The organism is Vibrio sp. Vb0304 (assembly GCF_033338995.1).
Classification (GTDB): Bacteria; Pseudomonadota; Gammaproteobacteria; order Enterobacterales; family Vibrionaceae; genus Vibrio; species Vibrio alginolyticus.
Genome location: NZ_JAWOTT010000001.1, coordinates 866,397 through 880,118, shown reverse-complemented (window position 1 = coordinate 880,118; position 13,722 = coordinate 866,397). Strand labels below are relative to the sequence as shown.

Here is a 13,722-nt window from a genome sequence, read left to right as displayed (position 1 = left end):
GATTATCGAATGTAAGAAGTAAAAGTCATCGCTAATGCTGAGCTTTTCCATTTAAAGGGAGCACCATATCTGCCGTACCGTCTGCAAACTGGACATCGATCTCAAACCCCAAGTTCTGAGCCAACATCAACATCCCTCTGTTTGTTGGCATGGTCATTCCAGACATTTGCTTTGTGCCTTTAACTTTGCAATAGCTGATTATTTTCTGCATCAGCACTTTGCCTAAACCTTTTCCTTTCAAATCTGAACGAATCAAAATAGCAAACTCAGCGTCACTATTGTCTGGTGTAATCAATGCGCGGGCTACCCCTATGATAGACGGTCCGTCAGTATTAAACGCTACCGCAACAAACGCCATTTCGCGGTCGTAGTCGATTTGAGTAAAGTTTGCCAAAGCCTCATGGTTGAACTCTCCAACTTCAGAAAAGAAACGCTTATAGAGATCTTCTTTCGATACGCTATTAATGAATTGAGCATGCAGCGGCTCATCCTCTGGCAAGATAGGACGGAGCAGGATAGGTTGGCCATCTCGAAGCGTCACCGTTTCGACAAACTCTGCCGGGAAAGGGCGAATCGCTAGCCGTTTTTGGGCGTCTCCTTCGTACTTACACAGTGTGACATCTGCATCAAGGATAGTTAAATCGCTTCCGGACACTAGTACTGGATGGATATCCAGTTTTTGTATTTCTGGTAACTCAACTGCCATTTGGGAGATACGAACCAAGAACTTCGACAACTCAGTAATATCGAGCGCATCTTTGTGTTTCTGCAGGCGAATCTTTCCAGACTTTAGGGCAACAACGACAAGGTAGCGCGCAAGCGTCATGTTCAAAGGAGGAAGTGCAGCGACGGCATCTTGGGCTATATTCCACTCAGAGCCGCCTTGACCAAGCAAGATCACTGGTCCAAAGACTTTATCTACTGCAATACTAATCCGTAGCTCTTCAGCGCTGCCGAGCTTTGCCATCCCTTGTACCAACAGCCCATGTACATTGGCGGAAGGGTAACTGAGCTTTACGGTATCTAAAATGGATAGCGCTGCGTTGGAAACTTCTCGACTGTTTCTTAAATTTAGAGCGACACCGTGAACATCCGATTTATGAGGAATGTCTGGAGAACGTAATTTAACCGCAACAGGGTATCCAATATTTTCTGCCATATGAACAGCTTCAATGTCGTCAGATGCAATCCACGTAGGCAAAACGTTAAACCCGAACAGCTTAAATAATGGGCTGGTTTGATGCGTATCCAAGGTGACTGTGTTTTTATCCAGTAGTCGTTCGTTTACCCACTCTTTTGCTGAACTCACACTTCCAGAATGTAATGGCTCTGCCGTCGTTGGCGTTTCCATTAGTTGTTTCTGGTTTCGTCTGTATTCGACCAAGTGCATGTATGCTACAACCGCACTTTCAGGTGTTCTATAGGTTGGAATACCTGCTTGAGTAAATGCCAGTCGCGCTTCTCTCGACGTTTGTTCTCCTGACCAGTTGGTCAAGATATTAAAATGCTTATGCCGAGGGTGAGATTTGATGGCATTAATAACGGCTTGAGCAGTTTCAAGAGGATCAGAAACAGCAGAAGGACTATGCATAATCAATATCGCATCTGCACAGTCGTTATTCATCAGTGCGTTAATGGTATCAATATAGCGTTTTTGGGTTGCGTCACCAGACAGATCAATTGGATTTCGAGCACGCCAGTTGGATGGAAGTACTGCTTGTAATTGCTCAATGGAAGCGTCATCAAGCGTTGCGAGTTGGCCACCACGTTCAATCAAAGTATCAACGGACATAACAGCAGGGCCGCCGCCATTGGTGATGATCGCTAAACGCTCTCCACGAAGTGGCACAGAATGCGTGAGTGTTTCAACCGCGGCAAAAAGCTCATGCGTATTGCTGACTCGTAACATACCAGTTCTGCGAATAGCAGAATCGTAAATTACGTCAAGTGTATCTCCGTCTTGCTGCTCAAAAGTATTCATCTCTTTAGAGCGGCCCGCTTTTAGCACCAATATACGTCGGTTACGTGAAGCGGCGCGCGCAGCAGACATAAATCGGCGAGCGTCTTGGATATTATCAACATAAAGCAGAATAGCTTCTGTGTTTCCATCCATACTCAAATAGTCGAGCAAATCTGCAAAATCGATATCCTGTCCACGCCCAATCGAAATGAACGAAGAAAAACCAATGTTCTTATCATTTGCCCAGTCTAAAACCGTGGTACAAACCGCCGCGGATTGTGAGATGAAAGCAATTTTTCCAGGTTTAGCTGCAACAGGGGAAAACGTGCAGTTAAAATTGTGCCAAGGAAGGATGATACCTAAGCTGTTTGGGCCTAAGACTCGAATGTTCAATGATGAGATATCTAAAGGCTTAGGGTCATCAGAGATAACAATCGCAAACGGTGTGCCTCTCTCATCTAGCTCTTTAAGCAACTGCTCGTTACGTGAAACGTTCGTACACAAAATTGCAATATCTGGCGTATAGGGCAGGGAAGCTACATTAGGGTAAGCGATCACGCCAGATACGGCTTTATATCGCGGCGTTACTGGCATAATCGCGCCACCAAATCCACTTTGTAGAAGGTTGCGCATCACAACATGTCCTGCTCGCAATGCTTTTTGAGATGCCCCAATAACGGCCACAGAGTTGGGTTTAAAGAGTTTATGTAGTTTATTCATGCTGACTCCTAGCCGTTTGTAAGTCACGTTGGCTTCTCGGTTTCATATCAATCATAAACGAATAATTTACTGATAAAACATCTTCAGACCAGACATTGCAGAAAATGTGTACGATGCTTATGGAGTTTGTGTTATTCATCACATCAAAATCACAGATTATTGTATTTGATGCTTGATAAACGGCCCTGCTATCGGCATGATTTATCGTAATATTTATCCAGAGCATTTGTTACTTCATGAAAAAAATCGCAATCATCGGCTTGTCAGTTCTGCTTTCTGCTTGTGCATCTGAAACTTACATCACGGATGTGACCTCAGAAAGTTACCGAGAGGACTACAAATCAGATCGTATCTCTAAACCAATTATGGCGTCTGAAAACGCTGTAGTAGAAAAAGACGTACAACCAACTGTTGTGAAAATGACGGCAAAGCCTGAAGAAAAGAAAGTAGTCAAGCTAACGCCAAAAGAGCAGGCGAAGCCAGTTAAGATCGTACCACCAAGTAAAAAGCAAGCTGGCATTCAACGATTCGGCTATACCATTCAAGTCGCAGCTGTGGGTAGCCAAGCTAAAGTCGATCAGTTTGCAAATAAGCTGCCACAGAACGGTCAGCCAATTTGGGAAAACTACAAAGTCGTCAACGGTACTAAGTGGTTCTCAGTTTTATACGGAGACTACGCAACAAGCGCAGAAGCCAAGCAAGCGATTTCGACTTTGCCAGCTCAATTTCAGCAGTTAAGACCATTTGTTAAAAGCATTGATGCAATCAAAAACTCAGCTTACCCAACGCTTAACAAATTAAATTAACACATCAAATAAGGGAGCGAATAGCTCCCTTATTTATTTGCTCAAATCCTATTCGAACAACATTCCTCACATTAAAATTACTGTACGTCACACTTCAAAGGTTTATCATAATAAATAGTATCTTTTGTAGGTCACGGAAAGATGGATTCATGATTAAAAATATTCTTTTACTATGCGGCGGTGGCTCTTCTGAGCACGAGATTTCATTATTGTCTGCAAACTTTGTCGAACAACAACTAAATCTTATTGAAGACGTTCACGTTACACGCGTAGAAATAAAAAACGAAGGTTGGATGACCAACCAAGGTGAGTTGGTTTACTTGGATCTCAATACCAAGCAGTTGTGCTCAAGTGAATCTAATCAAACCATTGATTTCATCGTGCCTTGTATACATGGTTTTCCTGGCGAAACAGGCGACATTCAATCTCTGTTTGAAATCGCAGGTATTCCTTATCTTGGCTGCGGGCCAGAAGCGAGTAGCAATAGTTTCAATAAAATCACATCTAAGCTTTGGTACGACGCTATCGGCATACCCAATACGCCATACTTATTCTTAACGCGAAACGATGAAGAAGCTCACGTTCAAGCTCATAAAGCCTTTGAAAAGTGGGGAAAAGTTTTTGTTAAAGCCGCTCGCCAAGGCTCTTCCGTTGGCTGTTACAGTGTCACAGAAAAAGACAAGCTTTCTAATGCAGTAAATGATGCTTTTGGGTTTTCTGACCAAGTGTTGGTTGAGAAAGCAGTAAAACCTCGAGAACTTGAAGTTGCTGCATATGAGATGAATGGCCAACTACATATCACTAAGCCAGGCGAGGTCATCGCGCCTGATGGTGCTTTTTACTCGTACGATGAAAAGTACAGCAGTTCAAGTCACTCGCTCACAGAAGTTGAGGCGAAGAATCTAACTCAAATACAATTAGATTCCATCCAACACGCGTCAGAGACGGTATTTAAACAAATGAATCTTCGTCATTTATCTCGTATCGACTTTTTCCTAACGGAAGATGATGAGATTTACTTAAACGAAGTAAACACATTTCCAGGAATGACTCCGATCTCAATGTTCCCTAAAATGCTTCAAAACAACGGGCACAAATTTCATGAGTTCTTGGAAGATTGTATAAACAGTGCAAAGTGATTAACGTTATCGAGACGCGTTTTATGATACAAGTTGTTTTCTAGAGCAAGGTTTATTCAAGCCGTATTTGAATATTGTTCAGTAGCAATTATGATTATATCAACGCATTAAACAGATGACTCAGTGGTATGGCGATTTCAAATTATAGAGGTTTTAACCTGCAGTCAGTCGGATCAGATGGCAGTGTTTGGAAGGTTAAAATCAAGAACCACGTCTTACAGGGAAGTTTGACGGCGGTAAAGAAAAGCATTGATTGGTGGTGTGACACCGCATCGATTATTGATCCCAAAGAGTTTGCTTCACTCGGACAGAGAGTGCAGCAAACTGGTGTTGAAAAATCAGAGGTCTTTAACGGCTATACTATTCAAAACGATACAGGCCAACCTAACTCTTGGTACTGTATGTTTAATGGTAAACTGATCAAGGGCAGTAAAGCCGCTATTCAACGCCATATCGAAGCTTATTTGGTTGCAAAGCAAAAAGCGATGCAAGCTCAACAACAAAAGAAACAATAGAATGACTCTGGTATATTCAACAGAAACCGGTCGAATTAAACCGGAAGAAGAAAAAGTATCTCGCCCTAAAGGCGATGGTGTTGTTCGGATTCAGCGCCAAACGAAAGGCCGTAAAGGTAAAGGCGTATGCATTGTTACAGGTTTAGACTTGGATGATGCACCTTTAAAGTTATTAGCGGCAGAACTCAAAAAAGTCTGTGGCTGTGGTGGCTCTGTAAAAGATGGCAATATCGAGATTCAAGGTGATGCTAGAGACAAGATCAAGGCACATCTTGAAAAGAAAGGCATGACAGTCAAATTAGCCGGTGGCTAATTTAATATTTCCAGTAAACAAAAATGGCGTCTAAAGAAATAGACGCCATTTTTTATAAGTTGCTAATTGAAGAGCAAGCAATCGTAGATTGATAGATCGATATTAGCTATTTTATGGTAAATAACCATTATGTTTAATGCTCACAGTAAGGCCCTTAAATTTAAAATCTGCAGGGGAATAGGAGCATACTCAGACAGCATTTAGCGTACGGCGATATGCAATTTAACATAATATACATAATGCGAACTTAAGAGTTAGAAGATTAGCATTGGTGAAGTCAGTTTAGTTACACCGTATTTGGCTGTTGCTGCTTTGCAAGCCTCATCAGCTGTCTTGTATGGACCGTGAACTTTGATTTCACCACAGCGACAACTTGATAATAACCAGTCATCAACTTTAAAACCGTGTGGCTGATTAAGTTCCTTCATTGTATCTTGGGTTACGTTCAACACTGTACACGTTGGTTCTGCATCTTGCTCATTCAACATGAGTCAACATGGACACGCATTTGCTTAACCCAAACGTGTAAGTACTACATTAGTTTTATAGGAACAAGGAATCTAACAGATGTAAACTCTCTACTTTTCAATCTATACCTAGATCTTTCTTCATATGTTCACTCAACTCGTTAGTGGTTCTTACATTAATCTTATGTTTGCAATGATGGATTCTCAGCTCTTCACCAAATAATTTTACTAGTGATTTGGTATACAAAGTACTAATATTATTTATTATTCTATATAATGTATCTTTCTGATAAACAAATCTTTTCGAATTTTGTATTGCAGTCTTCATATTTTAATATCCTTACACGTTTAACTTTATAATTTAAAAAATCAATTTCAACTTTTATTATTACTTTTTCCGATATGTAATGAGTCATTATCAATGATGCACAATCAACAATTAAATCACCCGAATCCAACTTAGTAATTTCACGAGACAAATTCTTTATTTTTAAATCTTTATTTTCCATATTTAATCCGATTGAGTTAATTTCTTCAGGATATCGGTTCAACTTAATATCCAATATAGTTTTATTAAGATAGTAGTCTGCCATTATTTCATGGCGGCTTTTAAATATCATTGCCCCCCTCCGATGATGCAAGTTATACTTTCCCACCAGTTAAAAGACAACGTGACTCAGAGTTGCAAAAAGGTAACAATCATGGAATTGATGAACAATGAGCTGATCTGCTTTGCAGCCATTTGTAAACACCTCTCTCTTACAGAGGCATCAAAAGAACTTGGAAAGTCTAAAGCTCAAGTCAGCAGGCAGCTAGCAGCATTAGAAAAACAACTTGGCGTAACACTTGTCCACAGAACAACAAGGAAACTCGTTTTAACTGATCATGGCGAAAGCATTAGAGAGCTTGCTATCAAGACGTTAGAGAGTTTGCACGAGTTAAATTACAGAGCTAGCTCGTTGAGTGAATGCATTGATGGAAAGTTTAAAATCACAATGCCCAACTCTATAGCCTCTTCTATTTTTGGTTCTGTTCTAAAAACTTAAAAGAACGATATCCAAAAGTTGATTTTGAAATATCGTCAAGTAACAATGTAGAAAATTTATTAGAAAGCAACGTAGATTTAGCGATTAGGCTTAATAATGTTATTGATGACACTCTTATTGCACATAAAATTGGTGATTATAGTGATGTTTTGATATCTAGGGTAAGTAATGCCAACAACAAAACACTATTAATCTACAAACATCATTCGAATAAGGAATCAATTAAAAATCAATATACTGATGTTATCGAAGTTGATAACACCTCTATTTTAATAAACTTTGTTTCTGAGGGAGTTGGGGTTGGTGTCATTCCAAACTATCTTATTAAAAGTAACTATATAGACAAAAACATCCGAATATCGCAAACTTTTGATATAGAACGTTCCATGTATATTGCCTACCCTTATCAAAACCCTTTGCCAAGAAAGCTAGCTGAGATATCTACTTTTATTAGGTCTTAGTTATCACAAGTATTGAAGAGTGAGTCATTTTAGGGCGGTTGTTCAGATTTAGAATTTTGCGTTGTCTACTCAACTACGCCTAACGCTAACCTTTGTAACATATTGTTTCGGCGGTATTTATTAACACCCCCATCTTTATGCTTGCTATCACAATGTGAGATGCTCTGCCGTCTTGTTATCAAGGTTTTGCGCGGAATAAATCACGTGGGGTAAACGATAGATTGACTTACATTAAAATTTTCATCAAAAGCGACTTTATATAAAATTGATTTCATACCAATCTATGTGTATCTTCTACCCATATCCCCACAATAACCAAGGAGAATGCCATGGATAAGCTACTCGCGTCTGCATTAGAAATTAAGCAGCGAACTATGGTGACTGGCTTTTTTGCTAGAAATGGATTCAAAATCGCTATGACCGATTTTGATGATGTCACTTTTGAGCGAGAAGGCGTGCAAGTTAACGTACATTTTGATCTGCAGTCAAACGCGGAGTCTGCATCTGTTTTATCTCATGAGGCATCAATCATTCCTAGCTAAAAACTTTTATTATCACCGATACACCAAGCCGAACATAAAAGTTCGGCTTTTTAGTGACAAAAAATGATGAGTGCGAACAAGAGTTGTCGATCACTCGTCTAAATAGACGATTAATAAATCAGCTTCAACTTCGTTCACAACCTTTGGTATCGATGAAAAAAAGCGACTCAATAAGTTGTGATGATGACCACAGACAACTAAATCTATCCCCTCTTTTTTGACGATTCCCGATAGTTTTATATGAAGATCGCCGATTACTACCATGGTCTCGTTTACTGGGTATAAGCATTTATCAGCGAGCTCTTGCAGCCTTCTTTCCAATTCTTGCTCTTCCTTCGCTTCCATGACTATGCGATCAACATCTACGTGAACAAATGAGAGTTTGCTGCTTGAGTTATCTGCTTGCATTATTGCTTTTTCGATAACGGCTTGGCTAGATTTAGATAAGTCGACAGCAACCAAAACGTGCTTGTAACCCATCATTCCTCCCTTGGTTAGTTTTTGTTCTCATATTAAGTCTAGTCCACATAGAGCGAACACAACATCAAAACTACTGCTACTCATCCAAAGATCAACGATGTTTTCCCAATTTCTTCTCTAATTATCGGACTATTTAACAGGAAGGACGTCAGGAAACGTTACGTTGTAATAGGCGTTACTGCTCTTGATTTCTACTACTCTTGAGGTTTCATATTACCCACTTCAACGTCGCCTAGTTTAGTAAAACTACTTTAGGTTAAGCGTGTTCAATATGTAACGCTCCGCTCAAATCCAGGAGACGTATTTCGGCTAAAAAAGCAGCTAAATAAGATGAACTTCCGATTCATCTATTACATATGTCTGCGAGTGCTTACTGTTCTTATATCGCGTATTTAATAAGTCTAGTTTAATTACCGTTATAAGTTACGGTGTATCTTTTTTCTTTTTTCAGCATAATCCTCTACCTTGGAACGAAACCCTCTCGCGCTTTGTAATTAAATTACAAGATCAATCGCAACCAATATGGTTGGCAGATTAAATGTCCGAGGTAAATAATTGATATTATTGAGTTTAATTTATGAGTTCTTTAAAAAATGCCTAATTACCTGTGCTACGAAAACTAAGGTTAACACGATTAGGTAAAATTTTACCAACTCGCTATTTAGTCTTAAAGGCAATTGAACAAGATTACAATCATAGAGGTTTAGTAAATTGTAGTTACAGCGTAATTAGGGTGGTGTTTGGGAATGTAAAGGAATAGAAAATAGAAAGGCAAAAAACAGGGCGTATGCCCTGTCCATGAATTGATTAGTTTTGTTGCTGTTGTTTTTCTGCGTACTCAGATCGAATCCGTTCTGCAACAATTTTGATAGCTTCTGCAGTACTTGTGCCCTTCGCCATCAATTCTTGAATTCTCTCTACAGCTTGTTGTTGCTCTTGGTGAGATAGAGGGGGTAAATCGTCAAACATAAAAAGCTCCTCATTTTGAGGAGCTGACTATAACGATTCAATTAATAGGTAGCAAGGAAATTAATGGATGCACCCATAGCGTTCTCGTTTGTGTACTGAGCTGCGATATCCAATTCGAACAACTTAAGTGGAGACAACCCGATACCAGCAGTAATGGTTCCTTCGTCATTACTTCGAGCTAAGTTCTTCATATACCCTGCTCGTAATGCCATTTGACGCAAAATATCAAATTCAATACCAGCTCGAATCATTTGCGTATTATCATCAAAGGATGAAAAACGTTTTTCTTCGTTGAGATCGTAGTCAACACTCATCGTAAAGTAATCGGCAACAATCCCTGCCCCAACAGTGTATACAGGACGCATGCTATATTCGTATGATTTTATCGTATCACTGCCATACTGGAATGATTTTGTTTTAACGTCTCTTCCGATCAAATTTTTCGCTGAAATACCGAGACGATATGGGCCAAAGAACCAAAGTGCGCCGGCGTCTAAGTTAAACATCGTTTCCGCGGTCTCATTTTCACGTAAGTCTTTAGTATCAAAATTCTGAAAACTCGTGGCGTATGAGTATGTGTATATACGCTGAAGTTTAGGAGTAACACCAAAAGAAATGTGTTGGTTCATGAAATTAGTGTATTTAGCAAGTGAAATACCTGCTTCAGCCACGCCAATAGAAACACCTTGTACATAGCTATCATCTAATGGATTAGTACCTGAGGTATCAACATTTGGTTGTACGAATGATTCAGTGTATAGCTTACCGTATGCAGTTGCAGATAAGAATTTGTTGGGGATACCAATGGCAACGACACCACCAAGATCAAAGTCTGTCTTTTTCCCATCGATAGCATCCATCGATTTTTTGATTTCATCGACGTCTGTCAATTTGCTGATGCGTTCGATCTCATCAACTAGATCATATTGATCATCGTAGCTGCCACCAAAACTTGGCACGATCATGCCTGCATCGTCATTTCGGCGATAAATCGCAGTAAGAGCGGGGTTGAAAAAAGGCGCAGTTAGATAAGTTGCTGATACGGTACCAACGCCACCCATTGCATCACTACGAGCCTCTATCGCATAAGTAGCAGCAGAAGCAGCATTAGCGAAAAGAATAGTAGCAACAGAAGTGGCAAGAATTTTATATTTGTTTTTCATACTACACTTGTGATTTTAGTTCGTCCTGAACCTTTATCGGCACAAGTAGTATTTCTTTAACTATTCTTCCTGAGAAAGATCATAGGTTCGGCTAATAGTTTGAGCCTGCTCAACAATTATATCGCCCTGCCAACGGCGACTATTGATACTTACCGCCAATACGTATCTATCGTTTGGGACACCCGCTAGCTCCAATGAATTTGGATAGTTAGACTCGTAAGTCTTTTTCCACATTTGCTCGTACTGGCCATCAATGTAGTCATACAAACCGACTTCAAGTTGCGGTAATGGACAATGGGGATTACGAAGTGCGCTCTTTTCTACTTTCCAATTCTCTTTAGATGTCCAACGAACATATTGAGAAGAGTTTGAATCTCCAAGTATTACCCAAGTTCGATACTCTTGTTTATCAGTAGAAACAACGGTTAAGTGATATAAACCAGCTTCTAGTTTACCTGTTAAGTTATAGCGTTTCGAGTAGCTACGCTCGTTGGCAAGTTCTGTCCCGCTCGGCTGTTGTTCATAGCTGAATGAACTGTCCGCGGATATAGAATCATCCACCCATCGATTAAATGAAATATTTTCGATGTCAGTTGTAGCTCTTAGCTTGATCACCAATCTAAATGTATCTCGCCCAGGGCTTTGAATAGTCTGACGAATAACGTTCACACCACTTATCCAATCAGGCAGCGTTACACCAGTGAGAGCCTTGCCACAGTTTTTAGATAGTGACTGACCAAGAAGATCATTAAGGTGAGGAGTCAAATCTTTACTTGGTTCCGTTTGCCAGAGTTCAACAAGAGAGTTGAACATACCCGCAAGATCATCTTCAAGTAAGTGTTGATGTGCCTGTGTTAAAGGCGTGTTAGTTTGAAACCAGTCCATCGCATGGACTGGTTTCACTAACGCTAATGAGAGAACTACAGGGAGTAGTATTTTCATTACGACTTATGCTTTCATCTTGTAGCCAACACCACGAAGTGTTTCAATTTCCAGTCCTGGCAGTTTTTGACGAAGCTGTAGTACATGTGTATCAACCGTACGTGTTGTCGGGAAGTGATTGTAACCCCAAACGTGGTCAAGTAGCTCATCACGAGTAAACACGCGACCTAAGTTTGACGCCAAAAATAGCAGCAAATCAAACTCTGTTCGCGTAAGCGTAATTAGCTCGTCTTTATAAGTCACTTCACGAGTCGAGCGGTCAATCTCTAAGTCTTTTGTAATCACTTTATCAGCGTTGCTTTGTTCTGCTGAATCCGGTGCTCGTAGCTGTGCACGGATTCTCGCAAAAAGCTCCGCCTCAGCAAAAGGCTTTGTTAAGTAGTCGTTCGCGCCGGAATCAAGGCCTGCAACTTTATCTTTTACGGTAACAAGTGCCGTTAACAAGATAACTGGTACGTCTTTAATCTGTTTCCATTCTGGGAGACATTGTACAGAGTCACCATCTGGGAGTTGGCGATCGAGAATTACCAAGTCAGCTTTTTTCCATTGTGGCTCTACGTCTGCAATACGCTCCACATGTAAACACTCATATCCTGCTTGTTCCAGGCTTACTAACAGGCCGTCAGCCAAGTTTTTATCGTCCTCAACGAGAAGCAGTGTCTGTTTCACAAGGTATCTCCAATATAAAAGTTGTAGGTGGTCCCATTAAGGACATTTTTCCGCCCATGCGGCCTACCATAGATTCAACGATTGTTAATCCAAGTCCTAACCCGCTCTTACTTACGAACGGTTTCTTCAAATTTGCCCAATCTTTAGCCGTTAGGCCTCCTGCATCTCGGACTTGGAATACTATTTTTTCTTCACTAGTTGAGACATCCAATTCAACCGGTGCGACACCGTACTTAAGCGCATTACGAAGCAAGTTATCGATACAAGTTCCTAACCAGTACACATTAACTTTAGCAGCCACATCTTCATTGATGTTAAAAAGCACGGCACTATCAAATTCTTCTTCGATCTTAAATTCTAACCAATCTGCAACGGATGGTACCCAGTCTGTTGCAAGCATTTGGTTATCAGATTGCAAATAATCTTTACTTGCTTCTGCCAATTGACGCAGGCGGCGCGTATCTTCACACAATCTGCGGAATTCGTCATACACACTTTCAGGCAAATGCTCGAACTCTCGACGAAAGCCTTCAACCGTTAGTGACAGAGATGCAATCGGTGTTCTGAGCTCATGCGTTAAAATTTGCAACACGAGCATTCTACTACGTAGTTCTTCTCGCTTGCTATTCCAACGGTACACCGCCCAACCAATCACCAAAAGAATATTGGCGATTACCAGTATGATCATACTGATCCGCAAAACTTGCGAGTGATCTTCTACATCCCAACAAATATTGCCTCGTTTAACAAAGCAACTTTTGCTTTGAGAGGCTAGAGCGTATGACAGACCCGCATTCGCTACGTTCTCTTGCCAGATATCTTTCTCGAAAACAAAGTAACGGTCACCACGTCTTAGCCAAAGTTCGTTACCTTCAATAAACATGCTCGCGCCTGCAATCAAAGCATTAATGGCGTCGTCATCCATGTTTTTCAAGCTTTCTAGCAACTCATCCCCTTCCTCGTTATCACGCTCTTTTATATGCATGTACTGAGATAGTTTGGGTTTGAGTTCTGGATACTTATCCACATAACGTGCCGCGTACGTCCCACCACCAGGGTGAATGAGACCACTACGCGAGAACCAACGAGGTGTCAGCTGCGTCCCTTTACAAATCGCTCTTGTAAATACTAAAGGCTCAGTAATTAAAGGACTTAATGGTAATTTGCCACGACAAGTATTCGCCAAGCTGTAAAGCTGTTGGATATCTTTTAACGGATAGTCAGACGTTTGCGGCAGAAGCGAATCTGGCGCAAGTAACTTGGTAGGATAATTTGATTGCAGAATACGAATATCGTACGACTTAAGAGCTACTTCATAGTTAAATAGCTCTGTAAACGTATCTATTCTTTCTGGTAGTGAATCGGAAAATGCAGGTGCCGAAAAAAGCGGCAATACAGTTGCAAAACCGAGCAAAAACTTTTTAATCAAACTGTTACCGTCACTTGTTACATTAGCCAAAACTATACATCAATCTACAAGCAATTGACATCTGCTAACAGAAGGATTTGCATTACTATAACATTGAAACG

At 40.5% G+C, this 13,722-nt stretch carries 14 protein-coding genes and 1 pseudogene; 6 read left to right on the top strand and 9 right to left on the bottom strand.

Features of this window, described 5'->3' with window-relative positions; genetic code table 11:
• Positions 1–31 precede the first annotated feature (31 nt).
• Positions 32–2,680: a bifunctional acetate--CoA ligase family protein/GNAT family N-acetyltransferase gene (locus R7P35_RS03905; RefSeq protein WP_042520869.1), complete on the bottom strand. Its 2,649-nt coding sequence runs from the start codon at positions 2,678–2,680 to the stop codon at positions 32–34.
• Between the two features lie 236 nt (positions 2,681–2,916).
• On the opposite strand from R7P35_RS03905, the gene R7P35_RS03900 reads away from it, so the two are divergent.
• The 4 genes from R7P35_RS03900 (at position 2,917) to yciH (ending at position 5,453) form a co-directional block, all read left to right on the top strand.
• Entirely contained in the window at positions 2,917–3,486 is a 570-nt protein-coding gene (locus tag R7P35_RS03900; protein WP_005390018.1) for an SPOR domain-containing protein, read from the top strand.
• A 149-nt stretch (positions 3,487–3,635) separates the two neighbouring features.
• Complete coding sequence (locus tag R7P35_RS03895; RefSeq protein ID WP_033907069.1) at positions 3,636–4,625, top strand: D-alanine--D-alanine ligase; 990 nt, start codon at positions 3,636–3,638, stop codon at positions 4,623–4,625.
• A 128-nt stretch (positions 4,626–4,753) separates the two neighbouring features.
• Positions 4,754–5,140, top strand: coding sequence for a DUF3319 domain-containing protein (locus R7P35_RS03890; RefSeq protein ID WP_042520874.1), 387 nt, complete (start codon positions 4,754–4,756; stop codon positions 5,138–5,140).
• A gap of 1 nt (position 5,141) precedes the next feature.
• Positions 5,142–5,453, top strand: coding sequence for a stress response translation initiation inhibitor YciH (gene yciH, locus R7P35_RS03885; RefSeq protein ID WP_005376292.1), 312 nt, complete (start codon positions 5,142–5,144; stop codon positions 5,451–5,453).
• 254 nt (positions 5,454–5,707) lie between these two features.
• On the opposite strand, the gene R7P35_RS03880 is transcribed toward yciH, so the two are convergent.
• Together R7P35_RS03880 and R7P35_RS03875 are read right to left on the bottom strand one after the other, a co-directional pair.
• On the bottom strand, positions 5,708–5,941 hold the full coding sequence (locus R7P35_RS03880) for a hypothetical protein (protein ID WP_025767771.1): 234 nt from the start codon (positions 5,939–5,941) through the stop codon (positions 5,708–5,710).
• Positions 5,942–6,189: 248 nt separating this feature from the next.
• Entirely contained in the window at positions 6,190–6,540 is a 351-nt protein-coding gene (locus R7P35_RS03875; RefSeq protein ID WP_213904497.1) for a hypothetical protein, read from the bottom strand.
• Between the two features lie 81 nt (positions 6,541–6,621).
• Between R7P35_RS03875 and R7P35_RS03870 the strand changes: the two are divergent.
• Positions 6,622–7,427 (top strand): annotated as a pseudogene (locus R7P35_RS03870) (LysR family transcriptional regulator).
• 329 nt (positions 7,428–7,756) lie between these two features.
• Positions 7,757–7,969 (top strand): hypothetical protein, encoded by a 213-nt coding sequence (locus R7P35_RS03865; RefSeq protein WP_025767769.1) that lies wholly within the window; start codon positions 7,757–7,759, stop codon positions 7,967–7,969.
• Between the two features lie 90 nt (positions 7,970–8,059).
• Here R7P35_RS03865 and R7P35_RS03860 read toward each other — a convergent pair whose 3' ends face one another.
• The 6 genes from R7P35_RS03860 to vxrA all read right to left on the bottom strand — a co-directional run bounded on the left by R7P35_RS03860 (position 8,060) and on the right by vxrA (position 13,621).
• Complete coding sequence (locus tag R7P35_RS03860) at positions 8,060–8,449, bottom strand: universal stress protein (protein ID WP_042520919.1); 390 nt, start codon at positions 8,447–8,449, stop codon at positions 8,060–8,062.
• An 807-nt stretch (positions 8,450–9,256) separates the two neighbouring features.
• Positions 9,257–9,418: a YoaH family protein gene (locus R7P35_RS03855; protein WP_005376257.1), complete on the bottom strand. Its 162-nt coding sequence runs from the start codon at positions 9,416–9,418 to the stop codon at positions 9,257–9,259.
• Positions 9,419–9,459: 41 nt separating this feature from the next.
• On the bottom strand, positions 9,460–10,581 hold the full coding sequence (locus tag R7P35_RS03850) for a conjugal transfer protein TraF (protein ID WP_025767767.1): 1,122 nt from the start codon (positions 10,579–10,581) through the stop codon (positions 9,460–9,462).
• 60 nt (positions 10,582–10,641) lie between these two features.
• Positions 10,642–11,523 (bottom strand): DUF2861 family protein, encoded by an 882-nt coding sequence (locus R7P35_RS03845; RefSeq protein ID WP_017820158.1) that lies wholly within the window; start codon positions 11,521–11,523, stop codon positions 10,642–10,644.
• 6 nt (positions 11,524–11,529) lie between these two features.
• Complete coding sequence (gene vxrB / locus R7P35_RS03840) at positions 11,530–12,192, bottom strand: response regulator transcription factor VxrB (RefSeq protein ID WP_005376251.1); 663 nt, start codon at positions 12,190–12,192, stop codon at positions 11,530–11,532.
• A complete protein-coding gene (gene vxrA / locus R7P35_RS03835; RefSeq protein WP_025767766.1) occupies positions 12,167–13,621 on the bottom strand; it encodes a sensor histidine kinase VxrA in 1,455 nt (484 codons plus the stop codon). The genes vxrB and vxrA overlap by 26 nt, the downstream gene beginning before the upstream one ends.
• Positions 13,622–13,722 lie beyond the last annotated feature (101 nt).